Origin of the sequence: Massilia violaceinigra (assembly GCF_002752675.1) — a bacterium.
Lineage (GTDB): Bacteria > Pseudomonadota > Gammaproteobacteria > Burkholderiales > Burkholderiaceae_D > Telluria_A > Telluria_A violaceinigra.
Window position 1 is genome coordinate 665807 of the sequence record NZ_CP024608.1, and the last position, 21037, is coordinate 686843.

The 21037-nt window shown below is 66.2% G+C and carries 18 protein-coding genes; 15 read left to right on the forward strand and 3 right to left on the reverse strand.

Annotated features, from left to right (window positions below; translation table 11 throughout):
• Positions 1-156 precede the first annotated feature (156 nt).
• Together CR152_RS03105 and CR152_RS03110 are read right to left on the reverse strand one after the other, a co-directional pair.
• The gene (locus CR152_RS03105) at positions 157-3720 is read right to left on the reverse strand and encodes an indolepyruvate ferredoxin oxidoreductase family protein (RefSeq protein ID WP_099873631.1); all 3564 of its coding nucleotides are present in this window, start codon (positions 3718-3720) and stop codon (positions 157-159) included.
• Positions 3721-3954: 234 nt separating this feature from the next.
• Positions 3955-4887: a LysR substrate-binding domain-containing protein gene (locus tag CR152_RS03110; protein ID WP_099873632.1), complete on the reverse strand. Its 933-nt coding sequence runs from the start codon at positions 4885-4887 to the stop codon at positions 3955-3957.
• A 126-nt stretch (positions 4888-5013) separates the two neighbouring features.
• On the opposite strand from CR152_RS03110, the gene CR152_RS03115 reads away from it, so the two are divergent.
• Positions 5014-6234 (forward strand): HD-GYP domain-containing protein, encoded by a 1221-nt coding sequence (locus CR152_RS03115; RefSeq protein WP_099873633.1) that lies wholly within the window; start codon positions 5014-5016, stop codon positions 6232-6234.
• Between the two features lie 24 nt (positions 6235-6258).
• On the opposite strand, the gene CR152_RS03120 is transcribed toward CR152_RS03115, so the two are convergent.
• A complete protein-coding gene (locus CR152_RS03120) occupies positions 6259-7299 on the reverse strand; it encodes a GGDEF domain-containing protein (RefSeq protein WP_099881954.1) in 1041 nt (346 codons plus the stop codon).
• Between the two features lie 429 nt (positions 7300-7728).
• On the opposite strand from CR152_RS03120, the gene CR152_RS03125 reads away from it, so the two are divergent.
• The 14 genes from CR152_RS03125 (at position 7729) to CR152_RS03190 (ending at position 21001) form a co-directional block, all read left to right on the forward strand.
• Positions 7729-7905 carry a Flp family type IVb pilin gene (locus tag CR152_RS03125; protein WP_099873634.1) on the forward strand — a complete coding sequence of 59 codons (177 nt, stop codon included), beginning with the start codon at positions 7729-7731 and terminating at the stop codon, positions 7903-7905.
• 92 nt (positions 7906-7997) lie between these two features.
• Complete coding sequence (locus tag CR152_RS03130; protein WP_099873635.1) at positions 7998-8531, forward strand: prepilin peptidase; 534 nt, start codon at positions 7998-8000, stop codon at positions 8529-8531.
• 107 nt (positions 8532-8638) lie between these two features.
• Positions 8639-10066, forward strand: coding sequence for a DUF8689 domain-containing protein (locus tag CR152_RS03135; RefSeq protein WP_099873636.1), 1428 nt, complete (start codon positions 8639-8641; stop codon positions 10064-10066).
• Complete coding sequence (cpaB, locus tag CR152_RS03140; RefSeq protein WP_099873637.1) at positions 10063-10953, forward strand: Flp pilus assembly protein CpaB; 891 nt, start codon at positions 10063-10065, stop codon at positions 10951-10953. Before CR152_RS03135 ends, cpaB begins: the two co-directional genes overlap by 4 nt.
• Before the next feature lie 44 nt (positions 10954-10997).
• On the forward strand, positions 10998-12539 hold the full coding sequence (locus CR152_RS03145) for a type II and III secretion system protein family protein (RefSeq protein ID WP_099873638.1): 1542 nt from the start codon (positions 10998-11000) through the stop codon (positions 12537-12539).
• Between the two features lie 9 nt (positions 12540-12548).
• Positions 12549-12824 carry a hypothetical protein gene (locus CR152_RS03150; RefSeq protein ID WP_229413269.1) on the forward strand — a complete coding sequence of 92 codons (276 nt, stop codon included), beginning with the start codon at positions 12549-12551 and terminating at the stop codon, positions 12822-12824.
• Complete coding sequence (locus CR152_RS03155; RefSeq protein ID WP_099873639.1) at positions 12821-14299, forward strand: pilus assembly protein TadG-related protein; 1479 nt, start codon at positions 12821-12823, stop codon at positions 14297-14299. The genes CR152_RS03150 and CR152_RS03155 overlap by 4 nt, the downstream gene beginning before the upstream one ends.
• Before the next feature lie 14 nt (positions 14300-14313).
• Complete coding sequence (locus tag CR152_RS03160) at positions 14314-14775, forward strand: hypothetical protein (protein ID WP_157778307.1); 462 nt, start codon at positions 14314-14316, stop codon at positions 14773-14775.
• A 16-nt stretch (positions 14776-14791) separates the two neighbouring features.
• Positions 14792-15373, forward strand: coding sequence for a TadE/TadG family type IV pilus assembly protein (locus CR152_RS03165; protein ID WP_099873641.1), 582 nt, complete (start codon positions 14792-14794; stop codon positions 15371-15373).
• Positions 15374-15403: 30 nt separating this feature from the next.
• A complete protein-coding gene (locus CR152_RS03170; RefSeq protein WP_099873642.1) occupies positions 15404-16579 on the forward strand; it encodes a CpaE/TadZ family protein in 1176 nt (391 codons plus the stop codon).
• A 16-nt stretch (positions 16580-16595) separates the two neighbouring features.
• Complete coding sequence (locus CR152_RS03175) at positions 16596-17942, forward strand: TadA family conjugal transfer-associated ATPase (protein WP_099873643.1); 1347 nt, start codon at positions 16596-16598, stop codon at positions 17940-17942.
• A gap of 8 nt (positions 17943-17950) precedes the next feature.
• Entirely contained in the window at positions 17951-18928 is a 978-nt protein-coding gene (locus CR152_RS03180) for a type II secretion system F family protein (RefSeq protein WP_099873644.1), read from the forward strand.
• A 9-nt stretch (positions 18929-18937) separates the two neighbouring features.
• Positions 18938-19873: a type II secretion system F family protein gene (locus tag CR152_RS03185; protein WP_099873645.1), complete on the forward strand. Its 936-nt coding sequence runs from the start codon at positions 18938-18940 to the stop codon at positions 19871-19873.
• A gap of 33 nt (positions 19874-19906) precedes the next feature.
• Positions 19907-21001 carry a LytR C-terminal domain-containing protein gene (locus tag CR152_RS03190; protein ID WP_099873646.1) on the forward strand — a complete coding sequence of 365 codons (1095 nt, stop codon included), beginning with the start codon at positions 19907-19909 and terminating at the stop codon, positions 20999-21001.
• Positions 21002-21037 lie beyond the last annotated feature (36 nt).

Here is a 21037-nt window from a genome sequence, read left to right on the forward strand (position 1 = left end):
GGAATAGCCGCCGTCGCTCCCGCTAGCCCCCGTCGTCCCCGCGAAGGCGGGGACCCAAGTTCGTGCCTACGCTGACACACTTGGGTTCCCGCCTGCGCGGGAACGACGGAGCTAGCGCGAGCTGGGGCGAGCGGGGGGAGCTGGCGTCAGCGACGATTAAGCCGCGTGCTTATGCGCCCCATCCCCCAGCAGCCGCGCCTTCTCCACGCGGAACTGCGCCACTGCCTTTTCCTTCACATGTCCATACCCGCGAATCTGCTCCGGCAGGTTGGCCAGTTCCACCGCGGTCGCATGATTGTCGGCATTGAGCCCGGCGATCAAACCTTCGATCATCTGGCGATACTCCACAATCAGCGCGCGTTCCATCCTGCGTTCTTCGGTGCGCCCGAAAATATCGAAGGTCCCGCCGCGCAGGCCCTTGAACTTGGCCAGCAGCGCAAACGCCTTCCACATCCACGATCCGAATTCGGCCTTCACCAGATGCCCCTTGGCGTCCTTCTTGGCGAACATCGGCGGCGCCAGGTTGAACTTGACCGAGAAATCGCCCTCGAACTGCGACTTGAGCTGCTCCACAAACCGGCCGTCGGTGTACAAACGCGCCACTTCGTATTCGTCCTTGTACGCCATCAGCTTGAAGTAGTACTTGGCCACCGCCGTCGACAGCCGGTTGCCCAGTGACTGCGCCGTTTCCGCCGCCCGTACCTTGGCCACCAGCTGCTCGTAGATCGCCGCATACGCGCCATCCTGGTACTCGGTCAGGAACTCGACGCGCTTCTTGATGACGTTTTCCAGGCTTTGCGGCATCTGCACCACGATGGCCTGGGTTGGCGTGGCGACCTTCTCCACGCGCTTGAGGTCCACGGCGGCGCGGCGGCCCCACAGGAAGCTCTTCTTGTTCGGCTCCACGCCGACGCCATTTAACTCGATGGCGCGCAGCAGCGACGCTTCGGTCAGCGGAATGCGGCCCTTCTGCCATGCGTAACCCATCATGAACAGGTTGGCGGCGATCGAGTCGCCCATCAGCGCGGTAGCTAATTTTGTCGCGTCGATGAAGTCGGCCGCATCGTTCGCAGGCGCACCCACCGATTCCATGATCAGCGCGCGCACTTCCGCGGCCGGATATTCCCAATCAGCCTGCTGCGCGAACGTGCCGGGTGGCTGCTCGTGCAGGTTGATCACGGCCATGGTGCGGCCCGGACGCATCTTGGAAATCGCATCCTGCGCGCCCGCGGTGAGCATGTCGCAGCCGAGGATCAGGTCCGCTTCGCCGGTGGCGATGCGCTGTGCGCGCAGATGCTCGGGCGAGCGCGCCACCTTCACGTGCGAGGTGACCGAGCCGTTTTTCTGCGACATGCCGGTCATGTCGAGCACCGACGCGCCCTTGCCTTCGAGGTGGGCGGCCATGCCCATCAGCGCGCCGACGGTAATCACGCCGGTGCCGCCAATGCCGTTGATCAGGATGTTGTACGGCTGGTCGATATTGGGCAGCACCGGTTCCGGCAGCGGTCCGAAGCCGTCGTCCACATTCCCCTTGGTGACGCCGGTCTTGGTTTTTTTAAGCGTGCCGCCTTCGACGGTGACGAAACTCGGGCAAAAGCCCTTCACGCACGAGTAGTCCTTGTTGCAGGACGACTGGTCGATGGTGCGCTTGCGACCGAACTCGGTTTCCTTCGGCAGGATCGAGACGCAGTTCGACTGCACACCGCAGTCGCCGCAGCCTTCGCACACGGCGTCGTTGATGACCATGCGCTTGTTCGGGTCGGGGAACTCGCCTTTTTTGCGGCGGCGGCGCTTTTCGGCCGCGCAGGTCTGGTCGTAGATCAGCACCGACACGCCTTCGACCTCGCGCAGCTCGCGCTGGACCGCGTCCATGTCCTTGCGGTCATGCAGGCTGACGATGGACGGCAGCGAGGAGCGGTCGCTGTAGCGCGACAAGTCTTCGGTCACCAGCGCGATGCGCTTGATGCCTTCGGCCGCCATCTGCTGGGCGATCATCGGCACCGAGGTCTGGCCGTCGACCGGCTGGCCGCCCGTCATCGCGACCGCGTCGTTATACAGAATCTTGTAGGTCATGTTGACCTTGGCCGCCACCGCCGCGCGGATCGCCAGGTAGCCGGAGTGGAAGTAGGTGCCGTCGCCCAGGTTCTGGAACACGTGCGGCACTTCGGAAAACGCTTGCTGGCCGATCCACGGCGCGCCTTCGCCGCCCATGTGGGTAGTCAGCTTGTTCATGCCCGGGTAGATCGCGGTGGCCATCACGTGGCAGCCGATGCCGGCCAGCGCGAAGCTGCCGTCCGGGACCTTGGTCGAGGTATTGTGCGGGCATCCGGAGCAGTAGAACGCAGGGCGGAACGGCGTGTTGATGGCCTTGCGCAGCACCGCATCCTTGGCGTCCAAAAAGGTCAGGCGCGCCTTGATCAAGTCGCAGGTACGTGCATCGGTGATCAGGCGCGAAATGCGCGAGGCGATCACGCGCGCCACCTGCGAGACCGAGAAATCGGCCTTGGAGGTGAGCAGCCATTCGCCGCGCGGCGCGACCCATTCGCCTTTTTCGTCGAACTTGCCGATCACCTTCGGGCGCACATCGTCGCGCCAGTTGTACAGCTGCTCCTTGAGCTGGTACTCGACGATCTGGCGTTTTTCCTCGACCACCAGGATTTCGTCGAGCCCCTGGGCGAATTCGCGCACGCTGTCCGGCTCCAGCGGCCATGGCATGGCGACCTTGAACAGGCGCAGGCCGACGTCGGCCGCCATTGTTTCGTCGATGCCCAGTTCTTCCAGCGCTTCGAGCACGTCGAGGTACGATTTGCCGGATGCGATGATGCCCAGCTTGGCGTTGGCGCTGTCGATGGTGGTGTGATTGAGCTTGTTCTCGCGCGCATAGGCCAGCGCCGCGTAGATTTTATAGTCCTGCATCAGCGCTTCCTGCTTGCGCGCCTGCAGGCCGAGCGGATCGGACGAGAGGCGCGTATTGAGGCCGCCTTCGGGCATGACGAAGTCCTGCGGCAGTTTCACTTGCACGCGGAACGGGTTGGCGTCGACCGAGGCGCTCGATTCGACCGTGTCGGCCAGCGCCTTGAAGGCCACCGTGCAGCCGGAAAAGCGCGACATGGCCCAGCCGTGCACGCCCAGGTCCAGGTATTCCTGCACATTGCACGGGTACAGTACCGGCACCATGCAGGCCGAGAAGATGTGGTCCGACTGGTGCGGCAGGGTCGAGGAATAGGCGCCGTGGTCGTCGCCGGCCACCAGCAGCACGCCGCCGTGCTTGCTCGTGCCGGCGTGGTTCATGTGCTTGAAGACGTCGCCGCAGCGGTCCACGCCCGGGCCCTTGCCGTACCACATGGCGAACACGCCGTCGTACTTGGCCGGGCCGATCAGGTCGACCGTCTGCGAGCCCCACACGGCGGTCGCGGCCAGGTCTTCGTTCACGCCCGGCACGAATTTCACGTGGTGCGCTTCGAGGTGGGCCTTGGCTTTCCACAGGTTTTCATCGAGGCCGCCGAGCGGCGAGCCGCGGTAGCCGGAAATGAAACCGGCCGTGTTCAGGCCGGCGGCCTGGTCGCGTTCGCGCTGCATCATCGGGAGGCGCACCAGCGCCTGGATACCGGACAGGAAAATATTGCCCGTGGTCGCCGTGTATTTGTCGTCGAGGGTGACCGTGGTCAGGCGTGAAGCGACGTCCTGCTTCGCAGGCGTCGTTGCCGTGGTATCTGGCATGGTGTGTCTCCAAAAGGGTATTCGGGATGTCGCCCCGCCAGGACGGCGCCGGGTAAGCGCCTTGGTGACAGGGTAGGTTGCCGCTTTATGCGGCTTGTTTTTGCAGCTTGATTCTACAAGACTCTCCGGTATGGATCGCCGTTGGCGTGGAGTGTATGACCTTCACGCCGGTAGGGGAAATACGGTTTGCGGATGGGGGTATAAGAAAAAGTGATAGCTCGGGGCCGCTGCGACTTATTTGAGCAGGCGCGCGCCCGGCCAGGCGCCGCCGGCACACAGTTCTTCGGTCACCTGGTGCATCAGGCGCTTGACCGCGGCGGCGGCGTTGGTCAGGGGAATATTGCGCGAGGCGCACAGGGTGACCGTGCGCGCCAGCGCCGGGCTGTGGATAGGCCGGGCCAGCATGGCGCCGCGTTCGATGTCGGCCAGCAGCGGGGCCACCGGCAGGATGGTGGCGCCCATGTCGGCCAGAATCGCCGACTTGAGGATGGCGATCGAGTTGATTTCGATTACGTTCGACAGGTGCAGGCCGGCTTCGCGCGCCACGTTTTCGATGCGCGGGCGCACCCCTTGCTGCTGGGCCGGCAGGATCAATGTGGTGGCCAGGGCGTCGGCCAGCGCCACCCGCTCGCCCGGCGGGCTGAAGGCCGAACCGGCGCGGCAGATGAAACTCAGTTCTTCCTCCACCAGCGCGCTGCTGGCGAACGCCCCCAGCTGGCCATCGTCGAACAGCACCGCCAGGTTGATCCGGCCCGACTTGAGCTGTTCGTTCAGGTTGCCGGATAACTCTTCGGTGAGCTGCAGGGTGATCTCGGGATAGGTGCGGCGCGCCGCCATCAGCAAGGGCAGGGCCAGGGCGCCAGAAATGCTGTGCGGCAACCCCAGGGTGACGCTGCCCGACGGCCTGGTGGTCGACTGGGTCACGGCCGAACGGGCGTCGCCGACCTGCTTGAGGATCGCCAGCGCATGCTCGTAAAACACCTTGCCGGCGTCGGTGGTGAGCACGCCCTGGGCCGAGCGGTGCAGCAGTTGCGCGCCGAGGTCCTCTTCCAGCTGGCGCAACTGCTGGGTCAGGGCCGGCTGGGCCACGTGCAGCACCAGCGCCGCGCGCGAGAGCGAGCCGTGATCGACAATGGCGACGTAGTAGCGCAGCTGGCGTAATTCCATGAGCGTCCGGGGCAGTGAGTGAGTTCAGTGGCTTTCGGCAAGTATAAATGCATCAAAGAAATATTGACGTTATACTGACGGTGGTTTTCGCGATTGCGCGAGATTACACCACAGACGGACAGGATCATGCTCAAGAAAGTCGATGTTTCCCAACTCAAGCCCGGCATGTACATCCATGACCTGAGCTGCGACTGGATGACGCACCCGTTCGTGCGCAATCGTTTCCTGCTGAGCAGTGACGAGGAAATCCGCAAGATCATCGAGGCCGGCATCCACGACGTGGTCATCGATGGCAGCAAGGGGCTCGACCTCGGCCATGCGCCCACGCTCGACGAGGTGCGCCAGGGCACCGAGGAGGCGCTGGTGGCCATCGCCGCGGCGCCGGTAATCGTCACCCGCACCTCCCTGGCCGAGGAACTCAAGCGCGCCGCCGTGATCCGCCACCAGGCCACCGGGCTGGTGCGCACGGTGATGCAGGATGCGCGGCTGGGCAAGGCCATCGAACTGGACAATGTGGCGCCGGTGGTGCGCAACATCACCGAATCGATCCTGCGCAATCCGGGCGCGCTGATGGGCATGCTGCGCATCAAGACCAAGGATGACTACACGTTTTTGCATTCGGTCAGCGTGTGCACCCTGCTGGTGGCGTTTTGCCGCTCGCGCGGGATGGATGCCGATACCATCCACCAGGCCGGCCTGGGCGGGCTGCTGCACGATACCGGCAAGGCGCTGGTGCCGGACCATATCTTGAACAAGCCGGGGCCGCTGACGGACGAGGAGTTTGCCATCGTCAAGCGGCATCCGCGCGACGGCTACGATATCCTGGTCAAGTCGCCCGACGTAAGCGCGATTGCGCTCGACATCACCCTGCACCACCACGAGCGGCGCGACGGCAGCGGCTATCCGGACCGGCAGGGCGAGGGTGCCATCAGCGAACTGGCGCAGATGGCCGCCATTGTCGATGTGTACGACGCCATCACGGCCGAGCGCTGTTATCACAAGGGCATGCCGGCGGCCGAAGCGCTGCGCAAGATTTTCGAGTGGAGCACGTTCCACTTTCATCCCACGTACGCGCAGGAATTCATGCGCTGCGTTGGGATTTATCCGGTGGGAACGATGGTGATGCTCGAATCGGGGCGGCTGGCGGTGGTGATCGAGCCGCACGAGACCAATCTGCTGGCGCCCAAGGTGAATGTGTTTTTCAACACCCGGCGCAATGGGTATATCAAGCCGGAAACGGTGGATTTGTCGCGCCCGGTCGGCTTCGGCGGCGGCGACAAGATCGTCCGCCCCGAATCGCCCGAGAAGTGGCAGGTCGACCCGATGCGGTTCATCAGCGTCGCTTAGCCGTCCGGCGCCCGGCCGGGCGGACTAGAAGAACTCGGCCGTATCGTTCGACGCCACCGCCTGCAGCAGCCCGCCCGACACCAGCTCGTCGTAGTGGCATGCCTGGTTGCGTCCGTGGCTCTTGGCGTAGTACAGCGCCTGGTCGGCGTGCCCGAGAATGATCACAGGCGACTCGAACGGGCTGATGCTGACGAAGCCGACGCTCACGGTCACCTGCCCCACCTGGGGGAAATCATGCGATTCGACATTCGTGCGGAAGCGGTCGATGATCTTTTGCGCATTGTCGAGCGTGGTCGAACGCAGCAGCACCACGAATTCTTCGCCGCCGAAACGGAACACCCGGTCTTGCGAGCGGAACGACGATTGCATCAGGTTGGCGATCAGGATCAGCACTTCATCGCCGTACAGGTGGCCGAATTTGTCGTTGACCAGCTTGAAATGGTCGACATCGACCACCGCCAGCCACTGCTTTTCGGCGTCCGAATGCTGGCGCCGCTCTTCCTGGCCCGGTTCCAGCGATTCTTGCTCGGCGGTGACGTGCAGCATCTTGGCCAGCTGGTCGTCGAAGGTCTTGCGGTTGAGCAGGCCCGTGAGCGAGTCGCGTTCGCTGTAGTCGAGCAGGTTCTGGAAGTTGCGGTACACGCTGACGATGCCGCCGATGACATGGATGGTGTCGGTGGTGTACGGCGTCGGATGCAGGATTTCGAGGCAGGTGTCGACCTTTTCGCCGATCCAGATCGGCAGCCACAGGGTGCGCTTGCCGTCGGCCGCGATGCTTTCGGCACTCGTTTCGTTGTTGGCGATGCACGCGGCCAGGGCCGGGAAACTGCCGATCGGCTCGCCCGGCGCATTCGCATCGACAGGCTCTTCCATGCGCGCCGCGCCACCGGCGCAGATGCTGGCGCGCACGCGCACATACTGCTCCCCGCGCACATGCATGATGGTCAGCACGCGCGTCTGCGACGCCCGTGCCAGCTCCTGAACCGCCGAGATCACCGAGATGTCGAGCATCGTGTGGTCGCGGTGGCCAGTCATGTCCACCATGTGTTTAAGAAGGGAATCCATGTCGTTCTCAGAAATGTAAATCAAACAACTACCACCTAGCGGAAGAATCGATGTCCATCGACATTGGTGCAGGTTAGTGTACCTGATCGCCCGCTGCGTTCCGTTGGCGCATCGCGTGCCCGGTCCGCAGAGCCGCAATTGTCGTGCATAAACGCTCGCGTTCACCCGATTCTACCGTTGTGCGGCGCCTTGCGGCTCACCGCACAGCAACTTTTTCGCCATCCTGTCGTATATCGACCGTTTCAATAATAACAAAATTCATACCACGGAGGAAAGTTGCGTGAGGTCAAGGCATCTCTTCGGCAACTCCCTATAGTGAACTCAATGGCGGAAAAATTGAAGAACAGCGGCAGCGTACTTCAAGGTAAGGCGGCAACGATGCCGAACCCGTGCCAGAAGTTGGCAGTCCTTAACTAACCGGAGGTCACCATGAGCACCATCACCACCGCAGTGCAAGCCTTTATCAACGATGAAGACGGCGCCACCGCCATCGAGTACGGTCTGATTGCAGCACTGATTGCAGTTGCGATCGTCTCATCGCTGAAAGATGTGCAGGCCGAGCTGAAAGTCTTGTTCCAGTCGGTTGTTGACGGCCTGAAGAGCTAAGGCGTCCCGGGCCCCACCTGAGCCGTCGTTTGCTGCACCACGCCCCCCGGAACAGGGCCCTGTTCCGGGGGGCTTTTTTATGCGAGTAGCCCATGCCTGCCTTGACGCTTTCCCAATGTATTCTGATCGCCCTGCTGCTCGCCGCTGCCGCCACCGACCTGGCGTCGCGCCGCATTCCCAACCGCCTGCTGGGCGCCGGCCTGGCCTGCGCCGCCATCCTGCATTTATGTTGCGGCAACCCGCTGGCGCTGCTGAGCACGGGCCTGGCCGGTTTCGCCACCGGCCTGCTGCTATTTCTGCCCCTGTACTGCCTGCGCGGCATGGCCGCCGGCGACGTCAAGCTGATGGCCACCGTTGGCGCCTTCACCGGTCCCGCCCTGGCCCTGGACATCGCCCTGGCCGCCTTTTGCGCCGGGGGCCTGATGGCGCTGCTGATCATCCTTGCCAGCGGGCGCCTGCGCGATACCGGCGCCAATCTGATGGCGCTGCTGCGCCCCCTGTTCCTGCGCATCGGCGGCATGCCGGCCGTGGCCGAACCGATGCCGGCCCCGAGTGTGGGAAATATGCCATACGCCGTCGCCATCGCCGGCGGCACCTTTTTCACTCTGGCGCAGCCCTGGCTTTAAGTTTCCGCACGGTCAGAGCTTGCTGTTTGTCAAATCGGCCAAGGGAGGCGTGGCTAAAATAAATTGTGCCTTTCGGAAACGCCATCTGCCTTTTTTTAGGAACCGACATGAGTTACATCGATCCGACCGGAGCGCTTGCGCCCAGCAGCCCGCGGGTGCGCGCCACTTCCACCGACCACGGCATCAGCAGTCCGCCGCCGCAGCCGCGCTGCGTACGCGACACCGGCCTCGAACTGGGGCTGGTGATCGAACTGGTGACCAAGGGCATGTACGCGATCGGCAGGATTCACCTGCCTGTCCTCACCGGCAAGCTCAAGCTGTCGATCAATGTCTTGCGCGAAGTGCTGGACGCCATGCAGGCCGACCACCTGGCCGAGGTGGCCGGGCGCGGCGACTCCGATCTCGACGTCCACTATCAGCTCACCGAGGGCGGACGTTTGCGCGCGGCCGAGTTCCTGGCGCGTTGCCGCTATGTGGGGCCGGCCCCGGTCACCCTGCAGGCTTACCGCGACCTGGCCGAACGCCAGTCGAGCCGGCACGCCCAGGTCCAGCCGATCGGCATGGCCGAGATGGCCGCCGCCTTCGCCGACGACGTGCTCGATCCCGGCGTGCGCGACCAGCTCGGCGCGGCGCTGCAGTCGCGCCGCCCGCTGCTGCTGCATGGCCCGTCCGGCAGCGGCAAGACCACCCTGGCGCGCAAGCTGGGCCAGCTGCAAAGCGGGCTGGTGGCCATTCCGCATGCCATCCTGGCCGAGGGCCACATCATCCAGTTCCACGATCCGGCCTTGCATGTGCCGGCCTCGCCCCTGCACACGCGCCACAACGAAGAACGGCGCAAGCCCGATGCGCGCTGGGTGCTGTGCCAGCGCCCGGTGGTGCAGGTCGGCGCCGAACTGGGCTACGAAATGCTCGACCTGCGCCTGGACCAGGCCAGCGGCGTGTACCGCGCGCCGCCGCATTTCATGGCCAATAACGGCATCCTCGTGATCGACGACCTGGGACGCCAGCGTATTCCGGCCGAAGAATTGCTCAACCGTTTCAGCGCCCCGCTCGACAGCGGCAGCGACCAGCTCACCATCGAGGGCGGTTGCAAGATCGCCGTGCCGTTCGACGTCACCCTGGTGCTGGCCACCAACCTGGCGCCGCAACTGCTGCTCGACGACGCTTTCCTGCGCCGCATCGGCTACAAGATCCTGGTCGGTCCGCTCTCCGAAACGGCCTACGCCACCCTGTTCCGGCGCCAGTGCCAGCGGCATGGGCTGGCCTGCGACGAGGCCGTGCTGGACTACCTGATCACGCGCCTGCACCGCGCCAGCGGACGAGCGTTGCTGGCCAGCTATCCGGCCGAGCTGCTGGGACGGGTGAACGATTTCGCCGCCTTTGCCGGCGTCACGGCGCGCGTGAGCGCGGCCGCCATCGAGCAAGCCTGGCACAGCATGTCGGTGGCGCCGCCCGCGCTGGCCACGGCCCCGGCCCATCCGCCCCTGTCTTTTTCAGCCGATAACGGCACCACCCTGTACGAGAGGATCTCATGAAAAACAAACGCGCATTGCTGACGATGGGTGTGGCGGTCCTGCTGGGGATCGGCGCCGTCATCCTGGCTTCCCTCTGGCTGCTAGGGCAGCCGGCCAACGCGGCCAGCCGCATCGTCGTCGCCACCGGCGACATCAGCCGCGGCCAGCGCATCTCGCCCGACATGCTGCGCCTGGTCGACTGGCCGACCGCAACGATCCCCAAGGATGCCTTCAAGGATAGCCTCAAGCTGAGCGACCGGGTACTCAAGACCAACGTCCTCAAGGGCGAGCCGCTGACCGAAGCGAAGCTGGCCCCGGCCGGCACCCTGGGCGGCCTGTCGGCCCTGATCAGCGAAGGCAAGCGCGCCATCACGGTGCGCGTCAACGATGTCATCGGCGTGGCCGGCTTTGCGCTGCCGGGCAATTACGTCGACATCATCGTGCACACCGAGCGCGACCCGGGCGACCAGGTCAGGCAGCACCGCAATGCGCTGCACATCTCCAAGATCGTGCTCGAACGCATCCTGGTGCTGGCCGTGGCCCAGGAAGTGAGCCGCGACGAAACCAAGCCGAAAGTGGTCAACGCCGTCACCCTCGAAGTCACGCCGGAACAGGCCGAGACGCTCGACCTGGCACGCGGCGTCGGCACCTTGTCGCTGGCGCTGCGCAACCAGGTCGATCCCGGTTCGCCGCAGACGGCCGGAGCCACCAAGGCCAGCCTGCTCGACGAGCTGGCCGCCGCCGCCGCCACGCCGGTGCCCGGGTCCGGGTCCGCTGCCAAGGCGGCGCCGGCCAAACCGCGCGCAGCCCCGCGTGCCGCCGCGCGCCCCGCGCCGGTGGTGGCGCAAGTCCGGCGCGACTGCGTCAGCGTCTTGAACGGCGTGACCACATCACAAGAATGTTTTTGATTTTCGAGCAATCACCTTACAGGATGGCCGACATGAACAGACGCATGAATCAAGGAAAACCGACCCTCACCGCCGCCGCCGCGCTCGGCGTAGTGCTGGCGCTGAGCGGCGCCAGCGCCGCCGCCGCCACCCCCAAGGAAGCGCAGCCCCAGGCCGAGCGCGCCGACAGCGGTCCGCGCTGCAGCGGCGAAGCGGCGCGTCCCGGCAATATGACGCTGCTGGTGGGCAAATCGAACCTGATGCGCCTGCCCGAACCGGTGCGCAACCGCAGCATCGGCAACGCCGCCGTGGTGCAAGCCATGCTGGTCGCGCCGGACACCCTGTACCTGCTCGGGGTCGATGTCGGCACCACCAACATGATCGTGCAAGGCAAGAGCGGCAGCTGCAGCATCGTCGACATCGTGGTCGGCATGGACCCGGCCGCGCTGCAGGCCAGCCTGGCGGCCCTGATGCCGGAAGAGAAGGATATCCGCGTGCATAGTGCCGCCGACTCGCTGGTGCTGAGCGGCACCGTGGCCGATGGCGCCGCCGTGCTGCGGGCGGTCGAACTGGCCACCGCGTTCGTCAGCCGGCCGCTGCGTTCGCTGGCGCAGCAGGGCGGCGACGCGGCCACCGGCGGCGCGGCCGCGGCCAAGGGAGGCACGGCCGGCGCCGCCAGCACGGCTCCGGCCGCGCGCGTGATCAACTTGCTGGCGGTCAGCGCGCCCCAGCAAGTGATGCTCGAAGTGAAGATCGCCGAAGTCTCGAAAAGCTTGCTCGAACGGCTGGAAGGGGGCGTCACCTGGGGCTTCGGCTCGGGCAGCTGGGCCACCACCTTGCTGGCCAATTTCATCACTGGCAATGCCCAGGGCGCGCTCGGCTCGCAGCGGCGCAGCGGCAATCGCGTCAACCTGGAAGCGCAGAAGCAGGATGGCATCGTACGCATCCTGGCCGAGCCGAACGTGATGGCCGTCAGCGGCCAGGAAGGCAGCTTCCTGGCCGGCGGCAGCATCTTTATTCCGGTGGCCCAGGACAACAACAAGATCACCCTGGAAGAGAAGGAATTCGGGGTCGGCCTGCGCTTCACCCCGACCGTGCTGGCCGGCGGACGCATCAATCTGAAGGTGGCGCCGGAAGTGTCGGAAGTCTCGCGCGAAGGCATCGGCGTGTCGGCCGCCGGTTTTTCGGGCGGCGCGGTGCTGCCCTTGATCACCAAGCGGCGCGCCAGTACCACCTTGCAGCTGTTCAATGGCCAGAGTTTCGCCATCGGCGGCCTGATCAAGAACAACCTGATTACCAACCGCAAGGGCTTGCCGCTGCTGGGCGAAGTGCCGGTGCTCGGCGCCCTGTTCCGCAGCACCGATTTCCAGGAAGACCGCACCGAGCTGGTGTTTGTCGTGACGGCCCACCTGGTCAAGCCTCTGCCCGCGAACTACACCCTGCCGACCGACAGCCTGGCGCCGCCCTCGCGCACCCAGACGATGCTCGGCTCGCGCCTGGAAGGAGAGCAAGCCACTGCCCGGACAGCCGGCGCAGCGGCGAGTGCGCCAGGCGCCACGCCGGTTACCCCCGCCTCGTCCGCCCAGCGCGGTTTTGAACTGAAATAGGAGAGCGCCATGAACACACGCATCGGTAGCAGCATGGCCAGCTTGCTGGCATTGACGGTCTGTCTGGCTGGTTGCTCGAGCACGCCGCGCTGGGACGCGCGCTTCGGCCAGGCCGTGCGCACGTCGCTGGCGGCCCAGGTGATCGATCCCTCGGCCGTGCGCAACACCCGTCCCGTGGCAGGACTGGACGGCAAGACGGCGGCCGCCGCCCAGGAGCGCTACCAGCACTCGGCCGAAGCGCCCGCCGCGCTGGCGCCGCTGGCCATCGGCGGGGGCGCAAAATGAAGCAGTTGCGCCTCGCGGCCTGCCGGCGGCGGCGCCAGCGTGGCGCTTACATGCTCGTGTTCGCCCTGCTCCTGATGCCGCTGCTCTACCTGTGCGGCATGGCGATCGACCTGTCGATGGCGTACATGCGCCGCACCGACCTGCAGGCGGCGGTGGACGCTGCCGCGCTGGCGGCGGCGCGCGCGCTCGACGGCACCGAGGCCGGCATCGCCAGCGCCGCTGTGCGCGCGGCGCAAGTTGTCAATACCAGCACCTACGCGCTGACGAACACCATGACATGGAATTCCGCCGCCCTGCGCTTTAGCGCCACGCCCGACCTGGGCGGCACCTGGCTGCCGGCCGGCGCCGTCAATGCGGCCAATGTCGCCACGATGCGCTACGCCCGTGTCGATACCAGCGCTCTGGCGGAGGAGCTGGGCCAGGTGAAAACCGTGTTCGCCCGCGCCATCCATCTCGATTTCAAGATCCTGCGGGTGGGCGCGCAGGCGGTGGCCGGGCGCAGCGCGGTCCAGATCACGCCGCTGGCCATCTGCGCCATGAACAACCAGGCCAGAACGGTGCGCGTGAACGCACCCGGCTTCGAGGAAATCGTCGAGCATGGCTTCCGGCGCGGGGTCAGCTACAACCTGCTCAATCTCAATCCGGTCGGGGTTCCCGCGCTGAACTACCAGGTCAATCCCATCGATTTTCCGCCGGCGATCGAGAACGCGGCGCACCGCAGCCTGGCCACCCTGCGCCCGATGGTGTGCAGCGGCACCGTGGCGCTGCCGTTCCTGCCCAACGGCGCCAGCATCTACGTGCGCGAAGGCTTTCCCGCCTCGCTCACGGCCGAACTCAATTCGCGCTTCGGCAGCGGCAGCGGCTCGACCTGCGACCCGGTCTCGGCCCCGGCCGATACCAACATCAAGGAATACACGGTGCCCACCTTCTGGATGCGCATGCCGGCCGCCACCCCTGGCCTGACCCAGGTTCCGGCCAGCGCCACCCAGGTCGTCGGCGCCGGCGAGCGCAAGACTATTGCCGACGTCAGCGGCGCCACGCCCGGCACCAACCCGGTCAGCTACGGTCCCTTGTGGGCCTTTGCCAAACCGCAGCGCTACGACGCGGCCACGCCGGACACCCCCGGCGCCAGGTTTCCCAAGAGTGCCTGGCCGGTCCTGTACCCGGTCGCCACCACGGAGCAGGCCGAGGCGACCAGCATCTACCCCGCCGATCCGATGGTCCCGTACCGGGGGACGGGCGCCTTCAAGGTCAATCCCAGCCCATCGAGCTACCCCAAACTGGCGGGGCGGCGCATCCTCAACATTCCGCTGCTGGCCTGCCCGGTGGGCGCGGGCGGCACGGCCACGGTGCTGGCGGTGGGCAGCTTCCTGATGACCTCGCGCGCGACCGACAGCCCGCTCGGCGTGCATGCCGAATTCGGCGGCCTGGCCACGGCCGACTCCCTGAACTCCTCGACGGTCCTGTACCGATGAAAGCGGCTTCCACCATGGCTTCCACTCTCCCGCCGCGCGCGCACGGCATGGCCGCTATCGAACTGGCCATGATCATGTCAGCCATGTATATCCTGCTGCCAATCATCTTCAGCCTGGGCCACCTGTTCTATGTGTACGCGGTGCTCAAGCAGACCGCCGGCGCCGCCGCCGCCACCCTGGCCGCGGCACCGCCGTCCGAATGGATCAGCGGCGCCGCGGCCAACAGCACGATGAAGCTGCGCACCGTCGCGCTGATCGAGAAGTCGCTCCTCGACGCCAGGGTGGCGCCCCTCACTCCGCTGCTCGAATACGACTTCGACTGCAACGGCAATCTGGTGTGCGGGGGTGAGCGCCCGGACAGCATCACGGTCTCGCTGGTGGTCGAGGTGCATAACGGCTTTCAGCCCGTGACCGCACTGGGCATCCCCAGCAGCATGACGGTCCAGACCGCCGTCACCGTTCCTTACAGCCATTGAGCGCCGGGAGTCCACCATGCACCAAGCGTTCCGTACGACCCGCCAGCGCATGCGCGGCGCCACCATGATCGAATTCGGCTACACCTTGCCGCTGTTCCTGCTCTTCACGCTCGGCATGCTCGAAATGGCGCGCGCGGTGTACCTGTGGAACATGCTCTCGAACGCGACCTACACGGCGGCGCGCGGCGCGGCCCTGGTCGACGCCACCGACGGCGCCGCGCTGGCGGCCGTGGCGCAGGCGGCATCGCTGCCGGCGCGCGGCGGCGGCATGTCGCTGGGCGCCAACGGGGCCGATGCGCGCATCGCGATCAGCCACCTGCGCAGCGATTTCGGGCTGGTCACGTCGGTACCGGCCTGCCCCTCGCAAAACATAGTCAACTGCAACGCCAATCCGAATGGCGCCAGCTGCGTGCGTTTCGTGCGCGCCCAGCTGTGCGCCCCGGGCAGCGGCGCCGCGTGCGAGCCGGCCACGTACAAACCCCTGTTCGCCGGCAAAGCGCTGGGCTGGGGATTCACCTACCCGAGCTTCGCGGCGGTCGTCCCGGCCGCGTCGCTGGGTCGCCAAGCAGGTAACACCGAAATCTGCCCCGGCCCCTGAGCCGCGTTGCCTTACCCACGAGGATGTGCCATGAAAGCTTTACTTATCACTCACGACAGCCAGCTGCAAGCCGAGATCGCCGCCCAGGGCGCCGCGCGGATGCCGCCAGTGACCCTGGTGGCCGTGCGCGCCCGTCTGCGCGACGCGCTCGAGCGCGTGCTGCCCGACAGCCCGGCGCTGGTGATCGTCGATGCCAGCGGCCTCGATGAAAGCGAGGCCGAACAGCTGGTGCGCCTGGCCAAGCTGTACCCGGCCGCCACCTTCATGCTGCTCACCCGCGACCAGCAGCAAAACCTGCTGATCCGCGCCATGCGCGCCGGCGTGCGCGAAGTGCTGCAGCTGCCGCTGGTGCACAGCGCCTTCCACGACGCCATCAACCGCATCGCCGATGCGGCCAATGCCGGCAAGCTGTGCGACGGCAAGGTGCTGGCCTTCATCTCCTGCAAGGGCGGCAGCGGCGCCACCTTCCTGTCGACCAATTTCGCCTACGCCCTGGCCAGCCTGGCGGACAAGAAAGTCATCCTGATCGACCTGCACGGCCAGTTCGGCGACGCCACCCTGTATGTGTCGGACCAGAAGCCGGCCATGACCCTGTCCGACGTGTGCAGCCAGATCGCGCGCATCGACGGCGCCTTTCTCGACTCCTGCCTGGTGCACGTCACGCCCGGCTTCGGGATCCTGGCCGCGGCCGACGATCCGTCCCACGCGGTCGACCTGAAACCGGAACAGATGGACATCATCCTGCGCGTGGCGCGCCAGCACTACGACTACGTGGTGCTCGACGTGGGACGCCAGATCGACGCCATTTCCCTGCGCGCGCTCGACAACGCCGACGCCATCTACCCGGTGCTGCAGCTGGCCCTGCCCGACCTGCGCGACGGCCGCCGCCTGCTCGACATCTTCCGCTCGCTCGGCTACGCCATCGAAAACACGCGCCTGATCGTGAACCGTTACGAAAAGGGCGGACGCCTGCGCCTGCAGGACGTGCAAGCTTCGCTCGGCGCCGAGGTCATGCACACCGTGCCCAACGATTACGTGGCAGTGACCGATTCGGTCAACCAGGGCGTGCCGGTGCTGCAACTGTCGCGCGCCAGCCCGGTGGCGCGCAGCCTGGCCGAACTGGTCGAGCTGGTCACCGCGCGGCGCGTTCCGGAAACCAAGGGCTTGCTGACCCGCCTGTTCGGGCGCGCCGAGGCCGAACAATAAACCCCAGGAGAATCCCATGACCTTACGCGAACGCCTGACGGCGACCGACGACAGCCGCAACACCCAGCCGGCCGACGCCGAGCCGGCCAACCACGCTTATCACGACCTGAAGAAGAACATGCACCAGATGGTGCTCGACCGCATCGACCTGGAGCGCCTGAAGCGCCTCACGCCGGAGCAGTTCAAGCATGAACTGGGCTTGCTGGTGCAGCACATCATCGAAGAAGAACACATCGTGCTCAACCAGCACGAGCGGCACGACCTGGTGCTCGACATCCAGCATGAAATGCTCGGCTTCGGCCCGCTCGAATCCCTGCTGTCCGATCCGAGCGTCTCGGACATCCTGGTCAACACTTTCAACCAGGTGTACGTCGAGCGGCGCGGACGGCTGGAACTGACCGACATCACCTTCCACGACAGCGCGCACCTGATGAAGATCATCGAAAAGATCGTCTCGCGGGTCGGGCGCCGGGTCGACGAATCGAGTCCGATGGTCGACGCGCGCCTGCCCGACGGCTCGCGCGTGAACGCCATCATCCCTCCGCTGGCGGTCGATGGCGCGATCCTGTCGATCCGGCGTTTTTCGGCCACCCCGCTGACGGTCGAGAACCTGCTGCGCTTCAAGAGCATGACCCCGCCCATGGTGCAGGTGCTGCAGTCGCTCGGGCACTCGAAGATCAACATCCTGATCTCGGGCGGCACCGGCAGCGGCAAGACCACCTTGCTCAACCTGCTGTCGGGCTTCATTCCGGCCAACGAGCGCATCATCACCATCGAAGACGCGGCCGAACTGCAGATGCGCCAGCCGCACGTGGTGCGCCTCGAGACGCGCCCGCCGAATATCGAAGGCAAGGGCGAGGTGACCCAGCGCGCGCTGGTGCGCAACGCGCTGCGCATGCGGCCCGACCGCATCATCCTGGGCGAGGTGCGCGGCGCCGAAGCGATGGACATGCTGCAGGCGATGAACACCGGCCACGAAGGCTCGCTGGCGACGATCCACTCGAACACCCCGCGCGACGCCCTGGCGCGCCTGGAAAACATGGTCGGCATGGCCGGCGTGACGCTCACCCCGCGCGCGGTGCGCCAGCAGATCTGCTCGGCGATCACGGTGGTGCTGCAGGTCACGCGCCTGACCGACGGCGCGCGCAAGCTGGTCAGCCTGCAGGAAATCACCGGCATGGAGGGCGACATGATCGCCATGCAGGAAATCTTTTGCTTCGAGCAGACTGGAGTCGATGCCGAAGGCAAGGTGGTCGGGCATTTCCGCGCCACCGGGGTGCGGCCGCGCTTCGCCGACCGCCTGCGACTGTTCGGCGCGCCCGTGCCCGACTCGGCTTTCGACCCCAGCCGCATCTTCGAATAGGAGCCTCCATGGACTATGTCTTTTATGGCTTTGCCGTGCTGCTGTTCGCCGCGGTCATCCTGCTGATCGAGGGCGGCTACCTGCTGTGGTCGGAAACGCGCGGCGGCGGCGCCAAGCGCATCGCGCGGCGCCTGCGCGTGATGTCGGGCGGCACCGATGTGGAGGGTGGCGCGATTTCCATCCTCAAGCGGCGCCGCTACAGCGCCAGCGATGGCCTGGATGCCCTGCTGCACCGCCTGCGCCTGGCGCACGCCATCGATCGCCTGCTGATGCAGGCGGGCGTGAACTGGATGGTGGCGCAGTTCCTGGCGGCCTCGCTGGCTTTTCTGTGCGCGGCCGCGCTGGTGGCGCATGCCTGGGACACGCCGCCGCTGGTGACCTGGGCGATGCTGCTGGCCGGCCTGGGCTTGCCGTATTTCCTGCTGCGCCGCACGCGTGCCATGCGCATGGAAAAGATCGAGCAGCAGTTGCCGGAGGCGGCCGACTTCCTGGCGCGCGCCATGCGTGCCGGGCACTCGTTTACCAATGTGCTGCAGATGGTCGGCAGCGAACTGCCCGAACCGCTCAGCGGCGAATTTCGCACCGTGCACCAGGAGATCAACTACGGCGTGCCGATGGGTGAAGCGCTGCACAGCCTGGCCGAACGGATTCCCCTGACCGACCTGCGCTACATGGTGATCGCGGTACTGATCCAGCGCGAGTCGGGCGGCAACCTGGCTGAGATCCTGGGCAATATCGGCCACATCATCCGCGAGCGCCTCAAGCTGCTCGGGCAGGTGCGGGTGCTGTCGGCCGAAGGGCGTATCTCGGCCTGGATCCTGGGCATCCTGCCGTTCGCGGTCGCCGGGATGATGTATCTGACCAATCCCGAATACATCAGCATGCTGTGGACCGACCCGAGCGGGATACGCCTGCTGTGCTATGCCGGGGCGATGATCACCATCGGGGTGCTGTGGCTGCGCAAACTGATCAACATTCGCGTCTAGGAGAAAGCCATGAGCGGCTCGCAATTATTGTTTCTGGTGATCGTGTTCGCGGTCGTCGTCGGGCTGGCCGGCCTGGCGATGGCGACCTTCTGGCCCGGCTACATGCGCCAGCGCCTGGCGCGCGTGGGCGCCACCGCCGACACCGGCGCGCGCCGCAGCGATGGCTGGGTGGAAAAGGTGGCCAAGGTGGCCCAGCCCTTCAGCAGCCTGTCGCTGCCCGAGCAGGGCTGGGAAAAATCGCCCCTGCGCACGCGCTTCATGAATGCCGGCTGGCGCGGCCCGGCCGTGGCCAGCGTGTATTTCGGCTCCAAGACCTTGCTGGCGCTGTTCCTGCCGGCCATGGTGGGGCTGTGGATCGCGCTCTCGAGCGACTTCATGAGCGGGCAACGCATCATGCTGCTGCTGCTCGGCACGGCCGCATTCGGTTACTACCTGCCCAATGCCGTGCTCGAATTCACGGCGCGCCGGCGCCAGCGCGAAATTTTCGAGTCGATTCCCGACGCGCTCGACCTGCTGACGGTGTGCGTGGAAGCGGGCCTGAGCCTGGAGCGCGCGCTGATCAAGGTGGCCGCCGAAATCCACATCAAGAGCATGGTGCTGGCCCAGGAAATGCAGCTGGTGCTGATGGAAATGCGGGCCGGCTTCAGCAAGGAAAAAGCGCTGCGCAATTTTGCCCTGCGCAGCGGCGTGGAAGACGTCGACACCCTGGTGGCGATGATGATCCAGTCCGAGCGCTTCGGCACCAGCATGGGGACCTCGCTGCGGGTGCACGCCGACACCCTGCGCACCAAGCGGCGCCAGATGGCGGAGGAGCAAGCCGCCAAAATCGGCGTGAAGCTGATGTTCCCACTAATCTTCTTCATCTTCCCGACCCTGCTGATGGTCTTGCTCGGCCCCGCCGCCATGCAGATCATGCGCACGCTCAAGTCGGTCAACGGCCAGTAACTTCTTTCTGTTTCTTTCGTACCGGAGCCCGCCATGCGAACCACCCTGTCCCGCTGTTCCCTGCTGTGCGCCGGCGCGCTGCTGCTGGCCTGCACCAATCCCGGCGGCGCGCCGGCCTTGGCCGAGGCAGCCCCGCTGCGCGCCGAGGATGCCTACTTGCTGGGGCGCGGCGAGCACCTCGCTTACCGTTACGACGCGGCGCGCGCTTCCTACGAGGCGGCGTTGGCGCGCGATCCCGGGCACGTGAAAGCGCGCAACGGCCTGGCGACCCTGTACGCCGAAAAGGGCGAGTTCGCGCGCGCCATTCGTCTGTGGCAGGCCATGACGCAGGAAGCGGCCGGCGGCGGGCAGGACAGCGCCTTCCTGTTCAGTAATCTCGGCTACGCCCACTTCCTTAACGGCGAGTTCGAGCAAGCCCTGGCCGCGCTTGAGAAGGCGTGCCTGCTCGATCCGCTCAGCGAGCGCGCCTGGCAGCATCTGGGCGAAGCGCTCGCGAAAGTCGGGCAGCACGAACGCGCCGCGCAGATGGCCATGCAGGCCAGCGCCCTGCGCACGCACGACTTCAAGAGCGATTACGCGGTCGCCGAGCGCGCCGGCGTGCGCGCCATCGACACGGCGGTCAAGGCGGACGGGCAGGCGCTGGCGCAGGAGCCGCAGTGGGACCGGACCGACGTGCGCCAGGATGGCGCCGGGGTGTTCGTGGTGCAGCGGGTGAGCGCGCGGCCGGCGCCGCTGCCTGCCGCGCCCGCGGCGGTAGCGGTAGCGGCACAGGCACAGGCAGCGCCACAAGCGCGTCCGGCCCGGGCCCTGCTGGAGATTCGCAATGGAAACGGCGTGACCGGCATGGCGCGCTCGCTGGCCGGCACGATGGAGCAGGGCGCCCTGCGCGTGGTGCGGCTGAGCAACCAGAAAGGCTTCGGCGTGCGCCAGACCCGCATCGAATACCAGCCGGAATTTCGCGAGGCCGCCGAGCGCCTGGCCGAACGCTTCGGCGCCGCCCGCGTGGTGGCCGTGGGCGACATCGGCCGCGCCGACATGCGCCTGGTGATCGGACGCGACCTGGTGCCGGCCACGGCGGCCCCGGTCGCCATCGCGGCGGGCCGCAGGCAGGGGCCGGCGGCAGGCTGATGCACCTTTGGGCGCTGGTCCGTTTGTGCCATGTCA

Excerpts from the sequence above, each read along its gene's own strand:
- CR152_RS03105 (WP_099873631.1), bottom strand. The coding sequence starts at position 3,720 with ATGCCAGATACCACGGCAACGACGCCTGCGAAGCAGGACGTCGCTTCA.
- CR152_RS03110 (WP_099873632.1), bottom strand. The coding sequence starts at position 4,887 with ATGGAATTACGCCAGCTGCGCTACTACGTCGCCATTGTCGATCACGGC.
- CR152_RS03115 (WP_099873633.1), top strand. The coding sequence starts at position 5,014 with ATGCTCAAGAAAGTCGATGTTTCCCAACTCAAGCCCGGCATGTACATC.
- CR152_RS03120 (WP_099881954.1), bottom strand. The coding sequence starts at position 7,299 with ATGGATTCCCTTCTTAAACACATGGTGGACATGACTGGCCACCGCGAC.
- CR152_RS03125 (WP_099873634.1), top strand. The coding sequence starts at position 7,729 with ATGAGCACCATCACCACCGCAGTGCAAGCCTTTATCAACGATGAAGAC.
- CR152_RS03130 (WP_099873635.1), top strand. The coding sequence starts at position 7,998 with ATGCCTGCCTTGACGCTTTCCCAATGTATTCTGATCGCCCTGCTGCTC.
- CR152_RS03135 (WP_099873636.1), top strand. The coding sequence starts at position 8,639 with ATGAGTTACATCGATCCGACCGGAGCGCTTGCGCCCAGCAGCCCGCGG.
- cpaB (WP_099873637.1), top strand. The coding sequence starts at position 10,063 with ATGAAAAACAAACGCGCATTGCTGACGATGGGTGTGGCGGTCCTGCTG.
- CR152_RS03145 (WP_099873638.1), top strand. The coding sequence starts at position 10,998 with ATGAATCAAGGAAAACCGACCCTCACCGCCGCCGCCGCGCTCGGCGTA.
- CR152_RS03150 (WP_229413269.1), top strand. The coding sequence starts at position 12,549 with ATGAACACACGCATCGGTAGCAGCATGGCCAGCTTGCTGGCATTGACG.
- CR152_RS03155 (WP_099873639.1), top strand. The coding sequence starts at position 12,821 with ATGAAGCAGTTGCGCCTCGCGGCCTGCCGGCGGCGGCGCCAGCGTGGC.
- CR152_RS03160 (WP_157778307.1), top strand. The coding sequence starts at position 14,314 with ATGGCTTCCACTCTCCCGCCGCGCGCGCACGGCATGGCCGCTATCGAA.
- CR152_RS03165 (WP_099873641.1), top strand. The coding sequence starts at position 14,792 with ATGCACCAAGCGTTCCGTACGACCCGCCAGCGCATGCGCGGCGCCACC.
- CR152_RS03170 (WP_099873642.1), top strand. The coding sequence starts at position 15,404 with ATGAAAGCTTTACTTATCACTCACGACAGCCAGCTGCAAGCCGAGATC.
- CR152_RS03175 (WP_099873643.1), top strand. The coding sequence starts at position 16,596 with ATGACCTTACGCGAACGCCTGACGGCGACCGACGACAGCCGCAACACC.
- CR152_RS03180 (WP_099873644.1), top strand. The coding sequence starts at position 17,951 with ATGGACTATGTCTTTTATGGCTTTGCCGTGCTGCTGTTCGCCGCGGTC.
- CR152_RS03185 (WP_099873645.1), top strand. The coding sequence starts at position 18,938 with ATGAGCGGCTCGCAATTATTGTTTCTGGTGATCGTGTTCGCGGTCGTC.
- CR152_RS03190 (WP_099873646.1), top strand. The coding sequence starts at position 19,907 with ATGCGAACCACCCTGTCCCGCTGTTCCCTGCTGTGCGCCGGCGCGCTG.